Consider the following 23,352-nt stretch of genomic DNA (forward strand, 5'->3'; position numbering starts at 1 on the left):
TGGATTATGGCTACTTTTATTCTTTTGATGTTGGTTCTTGGTCTGGTTCTCGGCTTCTTTGCCTTGTGGGCGACTTTCTGGGTGGTGCTGCTTGTCGTTCAATTCTTCAGAGTAGCTCATCAAGATTTGGCTTATCGTCGTGCTGAAAAGCATCATCCTGGCATCTATGCTCGCTTCCAACGGACGCTTGCGCTTCGAGAAGCCAAGCGGAAAGAGAAAGAGGCTTATGAAAAGTGGTGCGCTGAGAGGGATGAATCCATCTATCGAAGGGAACGACAAGCAAGTGCCCACCGCACTGCTGCTGCATGGGCTGCTTTTGCAAACTCATAGCGTAAAGTTGTCATTTTCTATACTCCCCTAAAGTCGTATCTTTGGTGTCAAAACCATAGATACGATTTTTTTGTTATGACGGAGAAAGAAATTAAGATCATCGAGCTGCAGGTGAATGGCTCACAGGCGATGAAACAACTGGATGAATTGCGGAAGCATGTGGCATCGCTTGAGGAAAAAAAAGCGAAGGCTCAACGGACGATCGCTAGTGTCTTTGCCTCGGAGGAGGATAAAAAGCAAGCTGTGGCTGAACTGAAAGCCATCAACAAGGAGCTGAAAGCTAAGGAGGTGCAGCTGAAAGAGAATGTGAACCGGATGGAAGCCTTGGAGACGGTGCTGCATCGTCTGGACAAGGCAACTCCGAAACAACTGCGCGACACGATCAAGGACATCAACAAGACTCTGAACTCTGGGACGGTGGAGCGAGGGAGCGAGGAGTGGGATGCCTATATGCATGCTATCCGTGCGGCGAAGACAGAGCTCAAAAGAATGAATGATGAACAAAAGGCTTTTGAGAAAAAGGAGGGAGCTATAGGGCAATTTAGACAGATGGGCGAAAGGTGGGTCGGCGCGGTGACGGTGGCGCACACTGCGCTGGAGACTCTGAGCGGTGCTGTGTCTGGTGCGATGTCTAAGATGCGTGAGTATGTGGATGAGTTTGCGGAGATGCAGGAGCACATGAGCGGGGTGGTTAAATATACTGGACTGTCGGCGGATGCTGTGGATGATCTGAATGAGAGTTTTAAGGGCTTGGACACTCGTACTTCTCGGGCTCAGCTTAATGATCTGGCTGCGGATGCTGGGCGACTGGGCATCCAGAGCAAGGCGGAGGTGCTGGACTTTGTAGATGCCGCTAATCAGATTACGGTGGCTCTGGGTGAGGATCTGGGTGATGATGCGGTTAAAAATATCGGTAAGATTACGCAACTCTTTGCCAAAGATCCTAGCGTGGGCCTGAAAGAGGGGATGCTTGCGACGGCATCGACTATCAATGATTTGGCGCAGAGCAGCTCGGCATCTGAGCCTTATCTGCTGGAATTTACGGCGCGGTTGTCGGGTATGGCCAACTCGGCAAAAATCTCACAGACTAACATCTTGGGCTTTGCGAGTGTGCTGGATCAGTCGATGGTGGGTGTGGAAAAAGGTGCGACGGCGTTGCAAAATGTGATCGGTGCGTTGTTTCGCCATCCTGCTAAGATGGCCAAAATCGCTGGGCTGAAGAACAGAAGATAATACAAACATTCATACAAAAGAACATGGGAAGATTTGCCTAGTACACAAATATGTACTACCTTTGCAACATACAAATAAAACAATCTCAATATGTCACACAACGAACCGAGACAACTCGGAGTCTTACTACCGAAGAAGCTGAGCTTATCAAAGCCATCCGCCACTACAAAGCGGCTTACCCGAATGGCGCAAAGTCTCTCCTCCGCTATGCGCAAGAGCTCTTTGATAACCTCATTGTTCAGCAGTAATAACCTCCTGCTTGCCCTCTGAAAGGGGCGAGCAACCTCTATCCCTCATCACAATGACAACTAACACTTTTGTACCCAAAGATCAACGCATACAAGATATGCGCACACGCTTTGATGATGTAGAAGATTTTATCAGCTGGCGGGAGATAGCCAATACTTATTTTCAACGTGGCTCTTCATGGTTTTATCACAAACTTAATGGACACGATGGGAATGGGAAACCGGACGGGTTTACTCCTGAAGAAGCTGAAACTCTCCGCAATGCTTTGATAGACATCGCTAATCGTCTTCGTCGTGCAGCTGATCGTATCTGATAGCTAAATCGTCCAAGATTTCGACCGTGACATCATTTTATTTGTACACCGCGCGCCTTGGTCGATGCGCGCAAAAAAATCCCCTCGTGGTCTAATGGACTGCGAGGGGGTTGTTGTTGTGAAGAGATTGACTAACTTTGGGGGTCGCTTGTCATAGAATACGAAATCTATGACGGAACGATTTGCTTAGTCTATCTTGTTGCGATCGAAACTGATGTATATATTTGCGGTTGTTTTACCTACACTAAATGGAGATTTTAAGCCCGTCCTTAGCAAGAGTTGTGTTAGGGAACAACTCTTGAGCCTCTTTCAAGAATACTTGTTCATCATCATAACGCGCAGAAAAATGTCCTATGACCAAACGCCCAACCTTGGCTGCCTTAGCTATAGATGCCGCTTGCTTTGCAGTGCTATGATATGTTTCTTTGGCTCTTTTGGCTGCAGCTTCCGTAAATGTCGCTTCATGATACAACAAATCAACACTGCTTAGTTGCTCAGTCAGTGAAGGCCTATATAGGGTATCAGAACAATAGGCATAACTTCGCGGCGTATAGGATGGCAGAACGAGCTTCTCATGTTCCCACATTTTACCTTCTTCATCAACCCATCCACCTCCTTCTTTTATCGTGTTTATAGCATACAAAGGGATCTTCAAGAAATCGATCATGTCTTTACGAATATGGGGCAAAGATGCTTTTTCACGAAATAGATACCCACAGCATGGAATCCTATGTTTTAGCGGAATTGTTTCAATTGTAAGTGTTCGATCCTCATAAACTATCGTAACCTCTTTGTAAGGGACAGAATGAAAGATAACTTCATAGCCCATACCTCGACAGAAGTACTCTATTTGCGGCCTTAGCAATCTCTCTAAATCATCACCAGGACTATAAAGATGTAGTTTAGAAGTCCGTCCTAACAGATCAAAGGTACTCAACAAACCTATGAGTCCGAAGCAATGGTCACCATGTAAATGGGATATGAAAATATGATTTAGTCGGGAGAACTTAAGTTTTTGCTTACGCAATAACAACTGACTCCCCTCGGCACAATCAATCATAAAAAGCTTATCGCGCAAATCTACTACTTGCGATGTAGGAAAATGCTTCTGAGTGGGAAGAGCACTTCCACACCCCAAGATATGAATGTCAAATTTTTCCATACTAAACTATATCTAGATGATGATAAGCTATTAATTACTAATAAGCAAACATGGTTTCAAATACACCTTCCTGGTCCAAAGGAGCTTTGGATATTTGCCCTATTCTTAGTCCGAATTTGTTAGCAGCTTGATGTAATTGTTGGGAAAAGACCGCTGCAACACTACCTACAAAATGTACTTCTAAGTCAGGGCGCTGATAACCAACAATATTGCGAAGGAAGAACTGCGCAAATTCATCTACTATCATAGCTTCAATGCTAGGCTCTGAAATATACTTCGATAAGAAATGCGTAAATTGAGACATGAATCTGTTAGGGTTTGGCTCACGGTATACTCTTTGAATTACTTCTGAAATTGATATCGAATATTCTCTTAAAAATAAACCACATACATGTTCTGGAAGTTGTTTTTTCAAGACATTAGAAAGCAGATGTTTTCCTAAAGATGTCCCACTCCCTTCATCACCTAATATGAACCCTAAACTAGGTGTTGATTGCACAAAAGATTCACCATCATAGTGAGCACTAGCAGATCCCGTTCCGAGAATACAAACGATTCCTTCTGTTGAACCACATAAAGCCCGAGCAGCACCAAGCAAATCAGAAGCAACGTATACATTTTGAGCTGGAACCGACGTCATTAATAAGTGCTGCATTCGTACACACTGCTCTGGGCGACAACCTGATCCATAGAAACTTAGTTTGCTCACAAGAGGCTTCTCTGATGAAATCGAAGAAAAAGAAGTTGACTCATCTAAAGAAAACGATTTCATCGTAGATACATCTTGAGAAAGGCCAATAAACTTTGATACTCTAGTGCGAACCTCACTTACTAAAATCTCAATAATTTGTGTATCATCCATCAAGCTCGGGTTTATTCCGCGTGTTTGCCAACGAAGTTGCTCCCCAGTTAAGACATTCTTGATGATCCAATCGGTCTTTGTTGAACCACTATCTGCTAAAACTCTAATCATAAGTTGTAAATTCAATCTGAATACCGCAGCAAAAGTACAAAATATCCTAGAAAAGGTCCTTACAATTCCTCGGAAATCAGTAAATTCGCAGGAGTTTATCCTCAAAACACAGTGTCTCTATGCGCAAATTACTTTTGTTTCTCCTTATATTCCCCATCCTAGCGTTGAATGCTCAACCTCCATTAGATAAAACACTAAGCTTTTCAGAAACCTTCCAGGACTCCACTCTACGTATTGACTACATTTTTACGGGAACACATAATTCACAAGAAATATCGTTAGATGAAATCCATATAGGTAATGGATGGGCTGGTCGTCGGGTAAATTTACAGGAACTTCCACTTGCAGGAAACGGTCAGATTATCATGAAAGACAGCGAGAGTGGGAATACAATCTACAAACACTCTTTTAGTACTTTGTTCCAAGAATGGCAAACCAGTGAAGAAGCAACAAAAGTTCGTAAGTCTTTTGAAAATGTTTTTCAGCTCCCTTTACCACGACATGATGTTGATATTCAGGTTATTCTATTTGATACATATCGTAAAGAAATCTATCGATTTGAGCACCATGTAAATATCAATGATATTCTTATTCGCCCTCTTACAACTCTATCTTCTACTTCATACAAGTATGTACATCAAGGAGGAGATCCGCAAAGAAGCATTGACGTGGCTATTGTCGCAGAGGGGTATACGGTTAATGAACAATCTCTTTTCTTTGCTGATGCACAGCGTGCAGCTGATGAGATTTTGAAGTACAAACCATTTAGCGATCACAAAAACGATTTCAACTTTATTGCTGTAGCTCTTCCAAGTGCAGAAAGTGGTATTAGTATTCCCCACCGCCACGAGTGGAAACAGACAGCTTTAAGTTCGCACTTTGACACTTTCTACAGCAAGCGCTATCTAACGACACTAAAGCTTAAGGCTCTCCACAATGCACTTGCAGGCCTACCCTATGAGCATATCCTCATCCTAGCCAACACCTCAAACTATGGTGGAGGTGGTATCTACAATAGTTATACCCTATCAGCGGCTCACAACGAGCATTTCCTCCCTGTGACCGTACATGAATTTGGACATTCTTTTGGAGGATTAGCAGATGAGTATTTTTATGATGACCAATATTCAAATTATTATCATCCAGAGGTAGAACCCTGGGAACAGAACATTACAACTCTTGCAAATTTTTCTCTGAAATGGAAAGACATGCTTCCCAAGAAAAGAGCAGTACCTACGCCTCTCAGTGACACAAAAGATAGTGATACACAAAAGATAGGAGTTTACGAAGGAGGAGGTTATATGTCCAAAGGAGTATATCGTGCTTTTCGCAACTGTAGAATGCGTACAAATGAGGTACCTACGTTTTGCGCTGTATGCGAGCGATCTCTGAGCCGCTTGATAAACTTTCATCTTTCTGCACAGCATTAAGATTCTCCATTTTAAAGATAGATCTTGTAGTTTAGCAAACTAACGTTCTCTTGATGCTTACGAAAACTATGTGAGGCTGTCTGACAATCTCTCATTTAGCTAAGCAAGTAAAAGAGCTATTCTCTAACATCGTTTATATTTTAAGCCACTATCACAGATTACATCGCATTCAATGGCAAGCACAACAAAGAATAAACATAGAGTTCCACAAAGCAAACAAGGATCCTCGAACAAACAGAAAGCACTGAAAAGGGAGCTTAAAGAGATGTCTGGAATTAGTACTCATAGTGACTACATTCGGTTCACAGTTGGCATGCTACTAGTCATTGTCAGTCTATTTTTACTGTTGGCCATTATTTCCAATATTTTCACAGGTGGAATTGACCAAGCTGGAGTGATGGCTAGTAACCTTGCGCGACCTGCTAACTACGCTGGACGTCTTGGAGCTTATGCTGCCCACTATATTATGGGGCAACTATTCGGAGTTTTCAGCGTTTTGTTGCCAATTTTTCTGTTAGCGTTAGCACTCAAACTCTTTATGCGACAAGCTTGTCCAATACGCCTGTGGGTATTTTACCTCCATCTTTCTATAATTATGGTAGTAGGTAGTATTGATGCTAATTTCGTACAGGACAATATTTTACCAGAATCCATCAAGAATCTTATGTCATTTGAGCTAGGAGGTATGCATGGAAAAGTGGTTTTGCGATGGTTAAGCGACAACATAGGCGTAATTGCCACTGGTGCAGTGTTGTTACTTCTAACAATTTCATATATAGGTTATTGGTTTACCCAAGTATTTATAGCTATTTTCAAAGGCATTCAAAAATTAACTCAGTGGATTCTACCTCAATCCAGCGAAGAGGCTAGCGATAACACAGAAGAAAGAATTGTTGGTATCGATGAAAATCATGAAGAGGACGAAGAAGATGCATTTACCGAAAACATTCAATACGCAAATGACGTCACAGAAGATGAAACTCGAATCGAAATGTCACATGCGTTCGATGAGCCATTAGGCATCGAAATGCCTAATAATAGTGAATCAGATGATACGATGATACATGGCACAAATGTTGCTTTAGATGATAACACAGATGATAGCAGATTAGAGCAAACTATAGATTTAGTAGATGAAGACATCATAACTACTTCAGATGTTGCTCCTCTTAGATCTACTCAACAGCAGAATGAGATTAAGCTATCAGTAAATGCGACTCAGGAAGAAGAAAGTAGTAACGCTCTTACTGCTACAGATGTACAGAATCTTCCACCAATAGACCCACGAGCGGAGTTAAGCCGATATAAATTTCCTCCACTTTCTCTTCTCGAGAAACATGATGCAGGTAACGTAGACATTGATATGGAGGAACAACATGCAAATAAGAATCGGATTATACAAGTTCTTGGTACTTTCGGGGTAAAGATTACTCAGATTTCGGCAACAGTAGGCCCAACAGTTACCCTCTACGAAATCACTCCTGCTCCTGGAGTTCGTATAGCGAAAATCAAGAACCTAGAGGAAGATATTGCTCTTACCCTGGCAGCAATAGGCATTCGCATTATTGCTCCAATTCCAGGAAAGGGAACCATCGGCATTGAAGTCCCTAACAAGAAAGCACAAATCGTATCGATGGAGAGCATCCTAAAAAGTAAGAAGTTTCAAGAAAGCAATTATGCCCTTCCTGTAGCTTTAGGGAAAACCATTACTAACGAGATTTTCATGGTCGACTTGGCCAAGATGCCTCACCTTCTCGTAGCTGGAGCTACAGGTCAAGGTAAATCTGTAGGTTTAAATGCTATCATATCTTCTTTACTCTACAAAAAACATCCTGCGGAGCTCAAGCTAGTCATGATCGACCCTAAGAAGGTTGAGTTTTCGATGTACAACCCCATTATAAAGCATTTTCTTGCTCAAGTACCTGATAGCGATGAACCTGTCATTACAGATGTAAAGAAGGTAGTTCAGACTTTGATGAGTCTCACAAAAGAAATGGACGACCGCTACGAATTGCTTAAAACCGCGCGTTGTAAGAATATCAAAGAATATAATGATAAGTTTCTTTCTCGCCGCCTAAATCCCAACAATGGCCATCGTTTTCTACCTTACATTGTTGTAATCATTGATGAATTTGGTGATCTCATCATGACAGCGGGTAAAGACATTGAACTACCCATTGCTAGAATTGCCCAATTAGCACGTGCTGTTGGTATTCACATGGTAATCGCAACTCAGAGTCCTCGTGCTACCATTATCACTGGTAAGATTAAAGCAAACTTTCCCGCTCGTATGGCATTCCGTGTTTCTGGTCGCATTGAAAGCCAAACTATTCTTGATCGTACAGGAGCTAATAATCTCATAGGACGAGGTGATATGCTTTTCCTCACTGGCAGCGATATCACGCGTTTACAATGCGCATTCATAGACACACCTGAAATTGAAGCTCTTACTGACTTCATAGCAAAACAGCAAGGATATCCTTATCCTTATGAACTACCACTTGTAGAAGAAAACTCTGATGGAGGAACTGAATCATACAGTGGAGGGGAAGGAAGTACTTTTGAACAGGTTGCACATTTTGTTGTTAGCACGCAGCAAGGTTCGACTTCCAAGATTCAACGCACATTCAGCATAGGCTTTAATCGTGCAGGTCGCCTTATGGATCAGCTTGAAGAGGCAGGGATTGTCGGTCCAGTTAATGGGTCAAAGCCTCGAGAAGTCTATGTACAATCAGAAATAGAATTACAACAAATTCTCGATCAGCTCAAAGCAACAGGTAAACGTTATGACTAACTAATATGTAATAATAAGTAATACTCCCCTTAATTATGAATTTACGTTCTGTCCTTCTCATCAGCGCACTTACTGCGATCAGTGCTGTAGCGCAAACAGCAAAATCCGTTTTAGATAAAACTGCAACTCAACTTAGTCGAGGCTGTGTGACTGTTCACTTCACCGCTCGAGGTGCTATGGGTAACAGCAACGGAAATATCACAGTGCAAGGTAAGAAATTTGTACTCACATCTCCACAAGCACGGATATGGTTTGATGGAAAAACTGAATGGTCACTGGCTCAAGGTTCTGGAGAGGTAAATGTTACCAATCCTTCAGCAGCCGAAATTGCAGGCATCAATCCCATTAATTTTATCTATTTGTACAAGCAAGGATATAATACAGCTCTAACGGATAAAGGAACTACCTATGAGATCCATCTTACGAGTAATAAAAACCGAGCCGCCATCAAGGAAGCATATATTATCATTAATAAGGGAACATATACCCCACACAGTGTACGTCTCCGCACAAATAGCTCAAACTGGAGTACAATAAGTATCACATCGTTGCAAAACATTACCCCAAAAAACGACAGTTTCTTTCGCTTCAACGTTAAGGACTTCCCCAAAGTAGAAGTCATTGACTTACGATAAGGATATATTTATCTTGAAATAATTGTAATAACAATAGCATACAAAATCATCTTCTAAATAACCCTTTATAGATTATTTCTATTTTCTCAAAAACTTAATTTCAATGGAACAATTACAAACTCTCATCCTCGGCAGTGGACCTGCTGGTTATACTGCTGCTATCTATGCTGGACGCTCAGGACTTAGCCCTGTAATTTATGAAGGACTACAACCTGGTGGACAATTAACTCAGACTACAGAAGTAGACAACTTTCCTGGTTACCCAGAAGGTGTTGATGGTAATCAACTAATGGCTGATTTACGTAATCAGGCTCTGCGGTTTGGCACAGAGATTCGTAATAAATATTGTGTAAAAGCTGATTTATCGAAACGTCCCTTTACTTTGACTTTTGATGATGAAAGCCAAGTGCAAACACAAACTTTAATTATAGCCACAGGAGCAAGTGCCAAATACCTCGGACTCCCCGACGAAGAAAAGTATAGAGGTTTGGGAGTATCAGCTTGTGCGACTTGCGATGGATTCTTCTATCGTAAGAAAGTGGTAGCAGTTGTAGGTGGTGGTGATACAGCTTGTGAGGAAGCGACTTACCTTGCAGGTTTAGCATCTAAAGTTTATCTTATTGTGCGCAAGCCTTTCTTACGAGCTTCTAAAGCCATGCAAGATCGCGTCTTTGCTAATGAAAAAATCGAAGTCCTCTTTGAAACCAACACCATTGGACTTTACGGTGAAGATGGTGTTGAAGGAGCGCACCTTGTATACCGAAAAGGTGAAGCTGATGAACGCACGTATGACCTTCCTATCGATGGATTTTTCTTGGCTATTGGACACAATCCCAATACCGAGCTTTTCAAGGGACAATTAGAAATGGATGAGGTAGGTTATCTTAAAACAGAAGGACAAACACCTCGCACAAACGTGGAAGGAGTATTCGCAGCAGGAGATGTTGCTGACCCTCTCTATCGTCAAGCTATCACGGCTGCGGCTATGGGATGTAAAGCAGCCATAGAAGTTAAACAATTCTTAGATGAGAACTCTCTATAATCTATCATTACCCATATATTGAAAGCACCCTTGTACAACATCTCATGTCGGATGTTTGTACAAGGGTATTTTCTTTTATGATACTATAGCGTGTTATTCAAAGCATCACATACTTTTTAGCATTAGACGGTAAGTGATTTCTTGGTAAACATATTCAAACGAGAATTTTCATGGACTCTAGAATAGAAATCTAGTACAAGCTTATCCTAAAAGCATATTCGATACTTTTCAATTCTCATTCTTCCACATGCACTATCAATTAGTTCAAAAATCCACTTATAAACTCATATCAAATCATGGATTAGTACAAAAGTTTCTTCTACAGCTATGCATAGTTCCAAAAATAGTTTGTAAATTTGCCATATAAACAAACCCCTCTTTCGCAAATATGCTGACGATTAAACAAATCACTGACGATAAAGAAGCCGTTATCCGTGGCTTAGAAAAGAAGAATTTCTCTAATGCTCGCGAAGCCATTGAAGCAGTTTTAGCAACTGACATCAAACGCAAGTCTGCGCAAAGCGAACTTGATGCTGCTCTAGCAGAACAAAAGACCCTTGCTAAGAGTATCGGTGCCTTAATGAAAGCTGGCAACATAGAAGAAGCTGAAACAGCTAAAACTCGTGTTGCCGAACTAAAGAAAAAAAGCGCAGAACTTGAAGAAGTCAAGAAAGAGGCTGAAGAAGAACGTACCAACCTACTATACACTATTCCCAACCTTCCTTATGGAATTGTTCCTGATGGAAAAACCGCCGAAGACAACGAAGTTGTAAAAACAGGGGGGAATAGCACAGAGCTTCCTGAGAACCCACTTCCTCACTGGGAGCTGGCAAAGAAGTACGACCTAATAGACTTTGACCTAGGTGTCAAGATTACTGGGGCAGGTTTTCCTGTTTACAAAGGACTAGGTGCTCGTCTTCAACGCGCGCTCATCAACTTCTTTTTAGATGAGGCACGTGAAGCAGGCTATGCTGAGATTATGCCACCCACTGTAGTCAATGCCGCCTCCGGCTATGGTACAGGACAATTGCCAGATAAGGAAGGACAGATGTATCATTGCACACTTGACGACTTATATCTGATTCCAACAGCAGAGGTACCCGTCACTAATATCTATCGTGACGTTATAATAGAGGAGCGTGATCTCCCTATCAAGAATTGTGCGTATACTCAGTGCTTTCGTCGAGAGGCAGGAAGTTATGGAAAAGACGTTCGTGGTCTAAACCGCCTACATGAGTTCTCTAAGATAGAAATTGTTCGGATTGATCGTCCTGAACATTCTCAACAGAGCCATGAAGAGATGCTAGCACACGTAGAGAATCTTTTACAAAAACTAGAACTCCCCTATCGCATTCTTCGTCTATGTGGTGGTGATATGAGTTTTACAGCAGCACTCTGCTACGACTTTGAAGTCTACTCAGAAGCGCAAGGTAGATGGCTCGAAGTTTCTTCTGTATCAAACTTTGATAGCTACCAAGCTAATCGTTTAAAGTGTCGTTATCGTCGCACAGAAGACAAGAAAATTGAATTGTGTCATACACTCAATGGTTCTGCACTTGCTTTACCTCGTATAGTAGCTGCATTACTCGAGAATTTTCAGACGAAAGAAGGTATCCGCATCCCAAAGGCTTTGCAACCTTACATGGGCTGCGATATGATTCGATAACCCAATAAGCCCGAGGAGTGGCGACACACGCCATGTATCGGCAAGACTCTAAATACTTAAAGCCATGAACATTGACCTATTTATGCAACAGCTCGAAGCACGCCACCCTGGAGAGCAAGAATACCTGCAAGCTGTTCGCGAAGTACTACTTAGTATTGGTGATATCTACGATCAGCACCCTGAATGGGAACGCGCTTCTCTGCTAGAACGCTTGGTAGAGCCCGAACGTATCATCACTTTTCGTGTGCCGTGGGTGGACGATCGTGGAAAGGTGCAAGTCAACATTGGATATCGTGTACAATTCAACTCTGCCATTGGACCTTATAAAGGTGGATTACGATTCCATGCATCGGTCAATCTCAGCATCCTAAAATTTCTTGGATTCGAGCAAACCTTCAAAAATGCGCTCACCACTCTTCCCATGGGAGGAGGTAAAGGAGGATCAGACTTTTCACCACGAGGCAAGAGCGATGCTGAAATCATGCGCTTCTGCCAGTCATTTATGAACGAGCTTTATCGTTATATTGGCCCAGAAGTCGATGTTCCTGCTGGAGACATAGGAGTTGGAGGTCGTGAGATCGGTTATCTATTTGGACAATATAAAAAGCTTACGCGTGATTTTTCTGGAGTTCTCACTGGTAAGAGCTTAGAATTTGGTGGTAGCCTTATTCGTCCGGAAGCAACAGGTTTTGGTGGTCTATATTTTGTAAATGAAATGCTCCAGCGCGCTGGCCATGAACTTAAAGGTAAAACCGTGGCAATCTCAGGTTTCGGTAATGTAGCTTGGGGTGCCGCTACAAAAGCAACACAACTAGGCGCAAAAGTTGTAACTATCAGCGGACCTGACGGATATATTTATGATCCTGAAGGAATTAGTGGAGAAAAAATCGACTATATGCTCGAACTTCGTTCATCAGGAAACGATATCGTAGAACCCTATGCAGAAGAGTTCCCTACGGCTAAGTTTATTCCTGGTAAGCGTCCATGGGAAGTCAAAGTAGACATCGCTCTACCTTGTGCGACTCAAAACGAGCTTAACGGTGAAGATGCACAACACCTTGTAGACAATGGCGTGCTCTGTGTAGGTGAAATCTCTAATATGGGATGCACTCCAGAAGCTATCGACCTCTTCATTGAGAAGAAGATGCTGTTTGCTCCTGGTAAAGCTGTTAATGCCGGTGGTGTAGCAACATCTGGTCTGGAAATGAGCCAAAACGCTATGCACCTCTCCTGGAGTGAAGCAGATGTTGATGCTCGTTTGCACCAAATTATGCACGGTATTCACCAACAATGCGTCAAGTATGGCACCGATGAAAATGGTTATGTCAACTACGTCAAAGGTGCTAATGTTGCAGGCTTTATGAAAGTTGCAAAAGCAATGATGGCACAAGGTGTCGTATAATTTGAGAATTGCCATTACTGTTTCTCTGTCATTATACCAATAACACATAGTCCATTAGCTGCTTACAAACATTATTGGTTGATAGTTCAACAGTCACAGCAATTAATTCTACAATATTCTTTGCGGATGGTAGTGAAATCAACACTATCATCCGCAATTTTGTGGAAATGATACAACACTTTCTATACGTTTTGCTGTATTTTCTATCACCACAACGACTATTAATCAAAGAAAAATTGTAATTTTGCAGACTTTAGAACATAGGCAGCACATAATCTTTCATATACAACATACTATTACAAGTGATGCCCAAAACATTTGATCTTATTCGCCTTGCCATTGCTGCCGGTGTTGCTATCGGCCTAGCAGGCTATGTCTATCTCACTCTCCACGATTTAGCTGGTGCAGTTCTTTTTTCCTTTGGCCTTCTCACTATTGTGAGCTATCGGCTGAAGCTATTTACAAGCGTAGCTGGCTTTATCCATCGCAATGAGTTTCCTCAACTAGCCCTAATTCTTTTTTGTAACATCATAGGATGTGGACTTGTTGCCCTACTCTCTCGAGCCGCAGCTCACCCTCTATCCCCTACAGCAGAGATTGTAATCGGAGAGCGACTTGCTAATGGCGCTTTGAATAGTGGACTGCTAGCGATAGGGTGTGGTATCATCATGACGGTATCTGTTACATTCGCATATCGTGGCAAATTTCTACCACTACTCTTTGGTGTGCCTATCTTCATTAAATGCGGATTCCCTCACTGCATGGCAGATGCTTTCTATCTAACTAGCTGTTCTTTGGATTTCTGGGGAAAGCATTGGCAAGAAATTAGTCTCTACTATCCTGCTATTGTTCTAGGTAACTTTGTTGGTTGCAACCTACCTCGCCTATTTCCTAAGCAAGACGATTTATATTGATACAAACAGCAAATATTAGTGACAAAGGGGTAACTTCAGACTACTCAGAACTTACTACCGACACTCAGCAAAAAAAAGATTCCTCCACTTGTGAAGCAGCAAATGGAGGAATCTTTTTTATATTATTACGCTTAATAGCTCCGAGCTATTTTTAATTGAGAATCACTATTCAAGGCGCATCGTGCCAGCATCTGGAAGTTCCTTCCAACGGAAGCCGTATGTATCATAAGCATCTGTAACGATGACAAAACAATTAGGCGCCCGAAGCTTTATTCCTTCGGTGATAGCTGGGAGTTCTTTTTGACGAACCACCAGAAGTAGAATGTCTTTGTTACCTCCACTGTAAAGTCCCTTAGAAGGTGTCCACGTAGCAGTTCGATCAAGAGTATGTAAAATCCATTCACGCAATTCTTCTCTATCCTGAGTATCGCAAATAATATGCACCAATTTTGTATCTTGAGTACCACTGACCACAGTAGCAATGGATCGTGTAATCGCGAACATAGTTATAAGGGAATAAAACGACAGCATCCATGATTTAGACTCGACGCTACCAATGTTCAAGCCAAAGCCCATACCTATAACCAATAAGCCAGACAATACAATAAGACCATCCACTGTCATTAGCGCATACGAGAAACGAATACGAGTAAACTTATGGATAATCATAGCAATAATATCACTACCTCCACTCGAGGCACTTTGCTTAATAACCAGTCCAGTTCCTATGCCGACAAGGACACCACCAATCAGACTACTAATGATAAGATCATTAGTTAAATCTAGATGGCCTCCCAATAGCTTTGTCGGATCAAGAGTCTTTAACGCCTCAGGCGGATAACTCCATTTAGTCAATATATTTACCAATATAGGTAAACTTACTGCGGCAACCAACGTGCGCAGTCCTAACTTTCCTCCTAAAACCAAAAGTGAGATAAGAAGTAAAGGAATCTGAATGCAAAGAGCTATAGTTCCAATTGGCACTGCGGGAAAGATAGCGTGCATCACGATACTGATACCAAAAACGCCTCCAGGAACAATTCCATACGGATTAATGAAGTAGACCAATCCCACTGCAGTAATTAAACACCCTATTAGAATAAACGGAACAGCTCGTAGTGTCTCAGGTTGGGCTGCTTCTGTCCAAAGCGCACGAAGAGAAAACGACATAATTCTTGAGATTTGAAAAGATGGAATATGAAAGCCAAAGCATACGGAGGAACTTTGCAATAATGATAAGTCTCCCTTTAATTGCGCGCAAATGTACTAGATTTGTAGCAAATCACAAAATTTACAGCCGAGATATTTGATTAAAACATAATAACATATACCTTTGCAATTCACAAAGCCTACAGTATTAGCATGAAACATTTATCTCTTTTCGCCATCCTCGTCTTTAGTCTTATAGCTTCTTCTACATCTTTACCTGCAACTCAAACAAAACCAACATTGCATACTAATAATGGAAATAGTCCAATAGAACAACCTGCTAAATTACTCAACCGACCAGAACAAATAGTCATTCACACAGGCTACCGTCTATCCTATAATAATGAAACACTTTGCCCCAACTGGGTAGCATGGGAACTTACAGCTCATGAAACTGCAGGAACAGCGCGACGCTCTAACGATTTTAGAGCAGATCCCTCAATTCCCCGTTTTTATCAAGTAACTTCTGAAGATTATAATCACAGTGGTTACGACAGGGGCCACATGTGTCCATCAGCAGATATGAAATGGAATTCAATTGCACAATCAGAGTCGTTCTTTATGAGCAACATTTGTCCGCAGCTACACAGTCTAAACTCTGGTGCTTGGGAGAAACTCGAGAGGGCTTGTCGTCGGTGGGCTAAGCGCGAAGATAAAGTATACATCGTATGTGGCCCTATTTATAATGCAAGTAGAAAAGCACTTTATGTAGGCAAGTATAAGAAAATTCGTGTCCCTAACGCCTTTTTCAAAGTGGTTTTATCCCTTAAACCTGGGAAAGAAAAAGCGATTGGCTTCTATTATACCAATCGTAGAAACAAACAAAATATGGCGGATGCAGCAAAAAGTGTAGATGAGATAGAACAAATAACTGGCATTGATTTTTTCCCTCAACTAAATAACTCTTTAGAAAATCGCATTGAAGCAAAGTATTCCTTAAGTGAATGGCATTAAAATAGATACCATGACTCATCCACTTAACTTGGAACTACTTCGTTTGTGTGTACCCCATTACACGTAGTAAATCAACTATACGAAGTTTAAAGTCACCTTGAATTAAGATTTCGCCATCTTTTACACTGCCCCCCACTCCACATTTGTTTTTTAATGATTTCCCAAGGCTTTGAAGGTCTTCTAGTGTACCTATAAAGCCACTTACAATGGTCACCGTTTTCCCACCGCGACCATTTTTTTCTATACGCACACGTAGTCTTTGGGACTCTAATCCAAGAGTTTCTACCTCTTCCTTTAAATTGGTTTGATAATCATAGTCAGGCGACGTGCTAAAGACGATTCCTAAATGTTTTTTCCAGTCATTATCTTTCATATCTTTAAGATCTCAATTTATTATACTTCCCTTATTCTTACAATATCCTTATCTATATCTACCTAATGCTCTGAGTGTTTTTGCAAACTTGTTCATCCTCTTATCTAGCACTTTGCTTGAACCAGCTTTTGAACACATGATTCTATCTACTTCTAACCAAAAATTTGAACTATGGTTCATTTCTTTTAAGTGTGCCAGTTCGTGACAAACTACATAATCGACTAACTCTCTAGGAGCAAGTAGCAACCATACATTGAAATTTACATTGCCTAACGAAGAACAAGATCCCCATCTACTGTTCACATCTTTGTAGGTGACACGTTTTAACTCAACTCCAGCGCTACTAGATCGCTCTTGAACAATTGGAGAAATGAGGTACTTACATTGATTTCTTAGTATCTCCACTATTACTTTATTCAACCACTCTTGTTTCGTTTCTTGTTCAAAATCAAAGCTACCTGGCAACAATAAGGTTACATCCCCCAAAATACCCTTCACCTGTGCAACCTCCTTCTGCGTTTGCAATTGAATATGTAGTTGCAACAAATCTGTTGTTATAGAAAACTCTGGAGTTATATAAAATCGCATATTGGATTAGGCTTGTTGTTTTAGGATATCAAAGATACAACATCTCTCCGACACCACCAACGCTACCTTTAGCACAACTGCAAAATTTTATAAACTACAAAATCATCAATAAACAAATTCTTTGCATTCTTATTGTCCGTCCCTATTTCTCTTTGATTATATAATCAACTAGGCATTAGAAATCTTTTCGTTTAATACGAAATCCCTGTAGACAAACCTAGATTAACTTAGACATCCACGACATAATGGAATTTTTCTCGGAAGTTTTCACTTATATCTTCCGACTTTTGAGATTGAAATTGGGAGAATAAAGGCAGATTCAAAGAACAAAAACCTGCTCGCCTTGTGAAAGTCGCCAGTCCGCGATAAAAATTACTTTACAAAGTCATAGACTCAACAAATACAATCCATCATTTATTGAAAATCTATTTCTAGTTAGAGATCGAGATTTGTCTTTGTTTTTCGTAACTCGGCAACATTTTACAACAATTTTCCCTTTGAGTATAGCTACTCTATATAAAAAAGCCTTAATCAGCTCCATTCCTCATCGCATGCTAGAAATAAAGAATAATTTCTTTACCAACGCACATATCTATTATTACAACATAGAAATTTCAGTCATTAAAAACACCCTCATAAAATACATTCTGCGAAGTTGTGCTTAAATCTTTACCACCGAAAATCACTAGACAGCTTTGAAAATCCAACTTAAGCATAAAAGATTCTATGGGAGTCAAACGCTTATTTACAGGCTCAAAAAGCTTCTGATGGACACTACATGCTATGCTGATAAAATCTTTGAAAAGGCTTTGGTTTAACACTTTCTTGGTTGATTAGAGGTAAATGCTTATATTTGCAGTACTAACTAGACCCTCTTGGTATGGCAAATATAATTATTACGACTCCTTTAGGAGATATCAAAGTACGCCTTTATGATGAAACGCCTATACATCGCGACAATTTCCTAAAGTTGGCACGAGATGGCTTTTTCAATGACACTCTCTTCCATCGTGTCATTGAAAACTTTATGATTCAAGGAGGAGATCCAGAAAGTAAAGGAGCATCTTCAGAACAGAGGCTTGGTACGGGTGGACCGGGATATACATTGCCAGCAGAAATTGTGGCTGGTCTCTATCACAAACGTGGTGCTCTAGCAGCAGCTCGTATGGGCGATGAAGTGAATCCCAATCGTGAATCAAGCGGTAGTCAGTTTTATATCGTTTGGGGGCAAACCTATAATGAACCAAAACTAAAACAACTGGAAAAACAGATACTTCAACAATTAGAAAAGCAGGCTTTCAATGATTTAGCATCTATCCATCGCGATGAAATAATTACGTTGCGACGTAATCGTGATCACGAAGGACTAACTATGCTACAAGAGAAATTGTTACAACAAGCTAAACAAGAAACCAAAGCAAAATCTCCTCTATTCTCAAAAGAAGTATGCCAAGTATATGAAGAAATAGGTGGCACGCCCTTCCTTGATGGGCAGTACACAGTCTTTGGAGAAGTAATAGAAGGCTTAAATGTTGTTGAACAGCTGCAAAATCGTACCACAGGCATCGCAGACCGTCCTGTAGAAGACATCAAAATTCAAGTAATAGTGGAGGATTAACTCCATATTTCCAAACAAGTAGTTTACTAGCAATGAAGATTCTTATCACAGGTGCCAATGGTTTCGTAGGATGCCGGGTAGCACGATTCTTAGGAATGTCTCACCAAGTTGTTGCACTAAGCAGTAAAGAACTAGACATTACAGACATAGACTCTGTGTTCTCCGTTGTTATGGAGCATCTACCTAAAGCAATTATTCATTTAGCAGCACTGTCCGACCCTGCCTATTGTCAGCAGCACCCTGAAGACAGCAAAATCGTCAATGTTGAAGGCACCATGAATGTGGCCCGTGCTGCAGCAGCTGTGGGTGCTAAAATGATTTTTGCTAGTTCAGACCAGGTATATGGGGGATTACAAAGTGAAGAAGCCCACATAGAAACAGATGTTCAAGAGCCTGCCGGAGTATATGGACAACATAAACTCGCAGCAGAGACAGCCATGCTCGCTCTCCTCCCCAATGCTGTTGCGCTTCGCTTAACCTGGATGTATGATATACCTGCTTCTCCTCTTCGCCAAAATGAAAGCATTCTCCTACGCCTAATAAACGCAGCCAAAGAGCAGCGACCTCTACACCTATCAACGCAAGAAACACGTGGAGTCACTCATGTTTGGGAAGTTGTTCGCAGAATAGAAGGTACAATAGGGCTACCAGGTGGTGTCTATAATTTTGGAACTACGAATGAAGTGTCGACCTTTGATACTTACAGAGCAGCAGCACAGTTTCTCATGACCACTGGGTTCATAGAAATGAACCCACATGAGTTGGTGCAAGCAACAGATTCTCCTCAACGAAATTTGAGTTTTTCTCTTGCCAAACTAGAACGTTTCGGCTTAACATTCCCGAATAGTATCTCTGGACTACGTACAGCCCTACTCCATAGTGTTTAATCGTCCTACTTAAAAGCATTTCTTAGCTATTTGAGCACTGTTTATCATGTATTTCAGAACTCAACAAGAAATACATAACAGCACTTTCATCTTCTCTATCCTTTATGATTAAAACAGTTCTATTTGATCTTGATGGTACGCTATTAAACACATTGACAGACTTGTCTAATAGTGTAAACTATGCACTTAATTCGCACCATTTACCACAAAGGACAGAGTTAGAAGTTAGAAGCTTTCTAGGAAACGGCATACACAACCTAATTGAAAAGTCTGTGCCAGAAAACACACCTAGTGAATTACTAGAAGATGTCTTTCAAAGCTTCAAATCCTATTATTTACAACACGGCTTGGAATCTACTGCGCCTTATCCAGGAATCATTTCTCTACTGAAAGCATTGCAACAAAAGTCAGTCAAAATGGCTATTATTAGCAATAAAGTCGATACAGCAGTCCAACAACTCAACAAGAAATTCTTTTCAGACTACATTGGCATAGCAATAGGTGAGAAGCCCCAAATTCGTAGGAAGCCAGCTCCCGATAGCGTATTGTTGGCTATAAAAGCTCTTGATGCTAATCCTGCAACAACTCTTTACGTAGGAGACAGTGAAGTAGATTATGAAACAGCTCATTCAGCGGGCATAAGATGCGCACTAGTGACCTGGGGGTTTCGCGATAGATTAGACTTAGAAGATCTTCATGCTGACTATTATGTAAACTCGTCCCATGAACTAATGGCGGTGATTTCAGAAAATTAAACTTTTTCATTAAAGGAAAACTCCGTCAAAATTTCACAGTTCGGTTGGGGAATGAGCATCAACTGCATAATATGTCCATTACGACACAAAAGATATACTTTTTTACCGAGAAAGATAGAAAAAACTTTGGATAGATTTTTTCATTCTCATAGAAAAGAGTAAATTCGCATTTGAAAGAGCATAAAGAATGCGGTAGTAGCTCAGTTGGTAGAGCATGGGCTTCCCAAGCCCAGGGTCGCGAGTTCGAGCCTCGTCTGCCGCTCAAATTAAAACCGTTTACAATATACCCTATATATATGGCTAAAATAAGATGCATCGGTGTGTTGACCTCTGGAGGTGATGCTCCAGGTATGAATGCTGCCATTCGCGCAATCACTAGAAGTGCGATATGCAATGGTTTCAAAGTGAAAGCCATCTATCGTGGCTATGAAGGTTTGATGAAAGGTGAAGTCAAAACCTTTACCACCGAAGATGTATCAGGTATCATTCAAACTGGTGGTACTATCCTTCGTACTGCGCGTGCTGCAGAGTTTCGCACTCCTGAAGGTCGTAAAAGAGCTTATGACACTCTCATTAAAGAAGGTATCGATGCGCTTATAGTGATTGGAGGTAATGGTTCACTGACTGGCGCAATGCTTTTAGCTGAAGAATACGACTTCCCATGTATTGGTTTGCCTGGAACCATAGACAATGATTTATATGGCACCGACAACACCATAGGATACGACACTACGCTCAACACCATTATGGATTGCGTAGACAAGATTCGTGATACAGCCAACTCCCATGAACGTATCTTCTTTATCGAGGTAATGGGCCGTGATGCAGGGTTCTTAGCACAAAACTCTGCTATTGCAGCTGGTGCTGAAGCTGCAATTATTCCCGAAGACAGCACTGGAGCTGACCAGCTCATTGAATTTATGGAACGTGGTATCCGTAAATCTAAAAAGAGCTGTATCGTCATTGTTAGTGAAAGCCCCAAATGCGGTGCACTTTATTATGCAGATCGTGTAAATAAAGAATACCCCGAATTTGATGTTCGTGTGTCTATATTAGGACACTTGCAACGTGGGGGAAGACCCTCTGCTCGTGACCGCGTTTTAGCTTCACGCGTAGGTGTCGGCGCTATCAATGCCCTTGTGCAAGGTCAACGCAATGTTATGGTAGGTATACGCAACCACGAAATTGTTTATGTCCCCTTCATCGAAGCGGTACAAAAGCGCAAAAACATTGATCCTTAACTAATTAAAGTTCTCAACGAACTGAGCATTTAATAAAGATATTCACGGATATGAGCACTTATATTGGATATATCTCTCAAATCATCGGCCCAGTAGTCGACGTTTGCTTCCCCACGGATGAAAAGAATGCAGCAGAAGTACTGCCCAAGATTCACGATGCATTGGAAGTTACACACCCTGATGGTCGCACAATAGTCATTGAAGTGCAACAGCACATTGGTGAGGATACCGTGCGTACAGTTGCCATGGACAATACGGACGGCTTGGCACGTGGATTGGAAGTTCGTCAAACGGGTATGCCTATCTCAATGCCTATCGGCAATCAAGTTAAGGGACGTATGCTGAACGTTATCGGTGAAACCATTGATGGTTTGAATCGAGTAGACAAGACTCCAGAAAGCGCCTACCCTATTCACCGCGAGGCTCCCAAGTTTGAAGATCTCAAGACAAGTCGTGAAGTACTCTACACGGGTATTAAAGTGATTGACTTGCTCGAACCTTATATGAAAGGCGGTAAGATTGGTCTATTTGGTGGTGCTGGTGTGGGAAAGACAGTGCTTATCATGGAGCTGATTAACAATATTGCTAAAGGCCATGATGGTTTCTCAGTTTTTGCTGGTGTCGGTGAACGTACTCGCGAAGGTAATGACTTGCTGCGCGAAATGATAGAATCAGGCGTTGTAAAATATGGTGAAGCATTTACTGAAGCCATGGAACGTGGTGAATGGGACCTTTCAAAAGTAGACTACAACGAAGTGTCTAAGAGCCAGGCAACCTTGGTGTATGGTCAGATGAACGAACCTCCAGGTGCTCGTGCCTCTGTTGCGCTTTCTGGTCTTTCCATCGCAGAATCTTTTAGAGATAGTGGAGCAGAAAGTGGTAAAGCAACTGATATTCTTTTCTTTATCGATAATATATTCCGCTTTACTCAAGCTGGTTCTGAGGTGTCAGCCCTTCTTGGTCGTATGCCTTCTGCTGTAGGTTACCAACCTACCCTCGCATCTGAAATGGGTGCTATGCAAGAGCGCATTACTTCTACAAAAAATGGTTCTATCACTTCTATTCAAGCTGTGTATGTGCCTGCGGACGACTTGACGGACCCCGCTCCTGCTACAACTTTCACGCACTTGGATGCAACGACAGTACTTTCTCGTAAGATTACGGAATTAGGTATTTATCCAGCAGTGGACCCTCTCGACTCTACGTCTCGTATTCTTGATCCTAATGTTATTGGGCAAGCACACTATGATTGTGCACAACGTGTAAAGCAAATTCTTCAGAAGTACAAAGAACTCCAAGATATCATTGCCATCTTAGGTATGGACGAACTTTCTGATGAAGACCGTCAGACAGTGAATCGCGCTCGTCGTGTACAACGCTTCCTTTCTCAGCCATTTACAGTTGCAGAAAAGTTCACTGGTGTGAAGGGTGTTATGGTACCTATCGATGAGGTTATCCGTGGTTTCAATATGATTCTTGATGGAGAAGTAGACCACTTGCCCGAACAGGCCTTCCTGAATGTTGGTACAATCGACGATGCTATTGAAAAGGGAGAACGCTTGCTTTCTCAAGCTAAATCTTAAG

General features: G+C 41.5%; 22 protein-coding genes and 1 tRNA gene. 18 read left to right on the forward strand and 5 right to left on the reverse strand.

What is annotated here, in order from left to right; all coding sequences use genetic code 11:
- From HMPREF9999_RS07145 to HMPREF9999_RS07160, 4 genes are all read left to right on the forward strand, one after another.
- On the forward strand, window positions 1–330 hold a 330-nt coding region (locus HMPREF9999_RS07145), incomplete at its 5' end, for a hypothetical protein (RefSeq protein WP_009752031.1).
- Window positions 331–405: 75 nt separating this feature from the next.
- On the forward strand, window positions 406–1,563 hold the full coding sequence (locus HMPREF9999_RS07150; protein WP_009752032.1) for a phage tail tape measure protein: 1,158 nt from the start codon (window positions 406–408) through the stop codon (window positions 1,561–1,563).
- Between the two features lie 50 nt (window positions 1,564–1,613).
- The gene (locus tag HMPREF9999_RS07155; RefSeq protein ID WP_009752033.1) at window positions 1,614–1,811 is read left to right on the forward strand and encodes a hypothetical protein; all 198 of its coding nucleotides are present in this window, start codon (window positions 1,614–1,616) and stop codon (window positions 1,809–1,811) included.
- A 53-nt stretch (window positions 1,812–1,864) separates the two neighbouring features.
- Complete coding sequence (locus HMPREF9999_RS07160) at window positions 1,865–2,125, forward strand: DUF5053 domain-containing protein (RefSeq protein WP_009752034.1); 261 nt, start codon at window positions 1,865–1,867, stop codon at window positions 2,123–2,125.
- A gap of 244 nt (window positions 2,126–2,369) precedes the next feature.
- Here the strand turns inward: HMPREF9999_RS07160 and HMPREF9999_RS07165 are convergent, their stop codons facing one another.
- Together HMPREF9999_RS07165 and HMPREF9999_RS07170 are read right to left on the reverse strand one after the other, a co-directional pair.
- Entirely contained in the window at window positions 2,370–3,287 is a 918-nt protein-coding gene (locus HMPREF9999_RS07165; RefSeq protein ID WP_009752035.1) for a ribonuclease Z, read from the reverse strand.
- A gap of 37 nt (window positions 3,288–3,324) precedes the next feature.
- The gene (locus HMPREF9999_RS07170) at window positions 3,325–4,260 is read right to left on the reverse strand and encodes a hypothetical protein (protein WP_009752036.1); all 936 of its coding nucleotides are present in this window, start codon (window positions 4,258–4,260) and stop codon (window positions 3,325–3,327) included.
- 119 nt (window positions 4,261–4,379) lie between these two features.
- On the opposite strand from HMPREF9999_RS07170, the gene HMPREF9999_RS07175 reads away from it, so the two are divergent.
- The 7 genes from HMPREF9999_RS07175 (at window position 4,380) to HMPREF9999_RS07205 (ending at window position 14,143) form a co-directional block, all read left to right on the forward strand.
- Window positions 4,380–5,690, forward strand: a complete 1,311-nt coding sequence (locus tag HMPREF9999_RS07175) for a M64 family metallopeptidase (protein ID WP_009752037.1) — start codon at window positions 4,380–4,382, stop codon at window positions 5,688–5,690.
- Window positions 5,691–5,862: 172 nt separating this feature from the next.
- Entirely contained in the window at window positions 5,863–8,484 is a 2,622-nt protein-coding gene (locus HMPREF9999_RS07180; RefSeq protein WP_009752038.1) for an FtsK/SpoIIIE family DNA translocase, read from the forward strand.
- A gap of 35 nt (window positions 8,485–8,519) precedes the next feature.
- Window positions 8,520–9,119, forward strand: a complete 600-nt coding sequence (locus HMPREF9999_RS07185; protein ID WP_009752039.1) for a LolA-like putative outer membrane lipoprotein chaperone — start codon at window positions 8,520–8,522, stop codon at window positions 9,117–9,119.
- Between the two features lie 103 nt (window positions 9,120–9,222).
- Window positions 9,223–10,161, forward strand: a complete 939-nt coding sequence (gene trxB / locus HMPREF9999_RS07190) for a thioredoxin-disulfide reductase (protein WP_009752040.1) — start codon at window positions 9,223–9,225, stop codon at window positions 10,159–10,161.
- Window positions 10,162–10,549: 388 nt separating this feature from the next.
- Window positions 10,550–11,827 carry a serine--tRNA ligase gene (serS, locus tag HMPREF9999_RS07195; RefSeq protein WP_009752041.1) on the forward strand — a complete coding sequence of 426 codons (1,278 nt, stop codon included), beginning with the start codon at window positions 10,550–10,552 and terminating at the stop codon, window positions 11,825–11,827.
- A gap of 64 nt (window positions 11,828–11,891) precedes the next feature.
- A complete protein-coding gene (gene gdhA, locus HMPREF9999_RS07200; RefSeq protein ID WP_009752042.1) occupies window positions 11,892–13,229 on the forward strand; it encodes an NADP-specific glutamate dehydrogenase in 1,338 nt (445 codons plus the stop codon).
- Window positions 13,230–13,534: 305 nt separating this feature from the next.
- Window positions 13,535–14,143, forward strand: a complete 609-nt coding sequence (locus HMPREF9999_RS07205) for a formate/nitrite transporter family protein (RefSeq protein WP_009752043.1) — start codon at window positions 13,535–13,537, stop codon at window positions 14,141–14,143.
- 165 nt (window positions 14,144–14,308) lie between these two features.
- Here the strand turns inward: HMPREF9999_RS07205 and HMPREF9999_RS07210 are convergent, their stop codons facing one another.
- Window positions 14,309–15,313, reverse strand: a complete 1,005-nt coding sequence (locus tag HMPREF9999_RS07210) for a YitT family protein (RefSeq protein ID WP_009752045.1) — start codon at window positions 15,311–15,313, stop codon at window positions 14,309–14,311.
- A 192-nt stretch (window positions 15,314–15,505) separates the two neighbouring features.
- Here HMPREF9999_RS07210 and HMPREF9999_RS07215 point away from each other — a divergent pair, with 192 nt between their 5' ends.
- Window positions 15,506–16,306, forward strand: a complete 801-nt coding sequence (locus tag HMPREF9999_RS07215) for a DNA/RNA non-specific endonuclease (RefSeq protein ID WP_044063257.1) — start codon at window positions 15,506–15,508, stop codon at window positions 16,304–16,306.
- Window positions 16,307–16,340: 34 nt separating this feature from the next.
- On the opposite strand, the gene HMPREF9999_RS07220 is transcribed toward HMPREF9999_RS07215, so the two are convergent.
- Complete coding sequence (locus tag HMPREF9999_RS07220) at window positions 16,341–16,679, reverse strand: translation initiation factor (RefSeq protein WP_009752047.1); 339 nt, start codon at window positions 16,677–16,679, stop codon at window positions 16,341–16,343.
- A gap of 48 nt (window positions 16,680–16,727) precedes the next feature.
- The gene (locus HMPREF9999_RS07225) at window positions 16,728–17,267 is read right to left on the reverse strand and encodes a M48 family metallopeptidase (protein WP_009752048.1); all 540 of its coding nucleotides are present in this window, start codon (window positions 17,265–17,267) and stop codon (window positions 16,728–16,730) included.
- An 880-nt stretch (window positions 17,268–18,147) separates the two neighbouring features.
- Here HMPREF9999_RS07225 and HMPREF9999_RS07230 point away from each other — a divergent pair.
- The 6 genes from HMPREF9999_RS07230 to atpD all read left to right on the forward strand — a co-directional run bounded on the left by HMPREF9999_RS07230 (window position 18,148) and on the right by atpD (window position 23,351).
- A complete protein-coding gene (locus HMPREF9999_RS07230; RefSeq protein WP_009752050.1) occupies window positions 18,148–18,885 on the forward strand; it encodes a peptidylprolyl isomerase in 738 nt (245 codons plus the stop codon).
- 32 nt (window positions 18,886–18,917) lie between these two features.
- Window positions 18,918–19,772 carry an SDR family oxidoreductase gene (locus tag HMPREF9999_RS07235; protein WP_009752051.1) on the forward strand — a complete coding sequence of 285 codons (855 nt, stop codon included), beginning with the start codon at window positions 18,918–18,920 and terminating at the stop codon, window positions 19,770–19,772.
- A 104-nt stretch (window positions 19,773–19,876) separates the two neighbouring features.
- Window positions 19,877–20,527, forward strand: a complete 651-nt coding sequence (locus tag HMPREF9999_RS07240) for an HAD family hydrolase (RefSeq protein WP_009752052.1) — start codon at window positions 19,877–19,879, stop codon at window positions 20,525–20,527.
- A gap of 189 nt (window positions 20,528–20,716) precedes the next feature.
- Window positions 20,717–20,789, forward strand: a tRNA-Gly gene (locus HMPREF9999_RS07245).
- A 34-nt stretch (window positions 20,790–20,823) separates the two neighbouring features.
- Window positions 20,824–21,768 carry a 6-phosphofructokinase gene (pfkA, locus tag HMPREF9999_RS07250; protein ID WP_044063259.1) on the forward strand — a complete coding sequence of 315 codons (945 nt, stop codon included), beginning with the start codon at window positions 20,824–20,826 and terminating at the stop codon, window positions 21,766–21,768.
- A gap of 50 nt (window positions 21,769–21,818) precedes the next feature.
- Entirely contained in the window at window positions 21,819–23,351 is a 1,533-nt protein-coding gene (gene atpD / locus HMPREF9999_RS07255) for a F0F1 ATP synthase subunit beta (RefSeq protein ID WP_009752053.1), read from the forward strand.
- Window position 23,352 lies beyond the last annotated feature (1 nt).

Source organism: Alloprevotella sp. oral taxon 473 str. F0040 (genome assembly GCF_000318095.2).
Taxonomy (GTDB): domain Bacteria; phylum Bacteroidota; class Bacteroidia; order Bacteroidales; family Bacteroidaceae; genus Alloprevotella.

Excerpts from the sequence above, each read along its gene's own strand:
- HMPREF9999_RS07150 (WP_009752032.1), top strand. The coding sequence starts at position 406 with ATGACGGAGAAAGAAATTAAGATCATCGAGCTGCAGGTGAATGGCTCA.
- HMPREF9999_RS07155 (WP_009752033.1), top strand. The coding sequence starts at position 1,614 with ATGTACTACCTTTGCAACATACAAATAAAACAATCTCAATATGTCACA.
- HMPREF9999_RS07160 (WP_009752034.1), top strand. The coding sequence starts at position 1,865 with ATGACAACTAACACTTTTGTACCCAAAGATCAACGCATACAAGATATG.
- HMPREF9999_RS07165 (WP_009752035.1), bottom strand. The coding sequence starts at position 3,287 with ATGGAAAAATTTGACATTCATATCTTGGGGTGTGGAAGTGCTCTTCCC.
- HMPREF9999_RS07170 (WP_009752036.1), bottom strand. The coding sequence starts at position 4,260 with ATGATTAGAGTTTTAGCAGATAGTGGTTCAACAAAGACCGATTGGATC.
- HMPREF9999_RS07175 (WP_009752037.1), top strand. The coding sequence starts at position 4,380 with ATGCGCAAATTACTTTTGTTTCTCCTTATATTCCCCATCCTAGCGTTG.
- HMPREF9999_RS07180 (WP_009752038.1), top strand. The coding sequence starts at position 5,863 with ATGGCAAGCACAACAAAGAATAAACATAGAGTTCCACAAAGCAAACAA.
- HMPREF9999_RS07185 (WP_009752039.1), top strand. The coding sequence starts at position 8,520 with ATGAATTTACGTTCTGTCCTTCTCATCAGCGCACTTACTGCGATCAGT.
- trxB (WP_009752040.1), top strand. The coding sequence starts at position 9,223 with ATGGAACAATTACAAACTCTCATCCTCGGCAGTGGACCTGCTGGTTAT.
- serS (WP_009752041.1), top strand. The coding sequence starts at position 10,550 with ATGCTGACGATTAAACAAATCACTGACGATAAAGAAGCCGTTATCCGT.
- gdhA (WP_009752042.1), top strand. The coding sequence starts at position 11,892 with ATGAACATTGACCTATTTATGCAACAGCTCGAAGCACGCCACCCTGGA.
- HMPREF9999_RS07205 (WP_009752043.1), top strand. The coding sequence starts at position 13,535 with ATGCCCAAAACATTTGATCTTATTCGCCTTGCCATTGCTGCCGGTGTT.
- HMPREF9999_RS07210 (WP_009752045.1), bottom strand. The coding sequence starts at position 15,313 with ATGTCGTTTTCTCTTCGTGCGCTTTGGACAGAAGCAGCCCAACCTGAG.
- HMPREF9999_RS07215 (WP_044063257.1), top strand. The coding sequence starts at position 15,506 with ATGAAACATTTATCTCTTTTCGCCATCCTCGTCTTTAGTCTTATAGCT.
- HMPREF9999_RS07220 (WP_009752047.1), bottom strand. The coding sequence starts at position 16,679 with ATGAAAGATAATGACTGGAAAAAACATTTAGGAATCGTCTTTAGCACG.
- HMPREF9999_RS07225 (WP_009752048.1), bottom strand. The coding sequence starts at position 17,267 with ATGCGATTTTATATAACTCCAGAGTTTTCTATAACAACAGATTTGTTG.
- HMPREF9999_RS07230 (WP_009752050.1), top strand. The coding sequence starts at position 18,148 with ATGGCAAATATAATTATTACGACTCCTTTAGGAGATATCAAAGTACGC.
- HMPREF9999_RS07235 (WP_009752051.1), top strand. The coding sequence starts at position 18,918 with ATGAAGATTCTTATCACAGGTGCCAATGGTTTCGTAGGATGCCGGGTA.
- HMPREF9999_RS07240 (WP_009752052.1), top strand. The coding sequence starts at position 19,877 with ATGATTAAAACAGTTCTATTTGATCTTGATGGTACGCTATTAAACACA.
- pfkA (WP_044063259.1), top strand. The coding sequence starts at position 20,824 with ATGGCTAAAATAAGATGCATCGGTGTGTTGACCTCTGGAGGTGATGCT.
- atpD (WP_009752053.1), top strand. The coding sequence starts at position 21,819 with ATGAGCACTTATATTGGATATATCTCTCAAATCATCGGCCCAGTAGTC.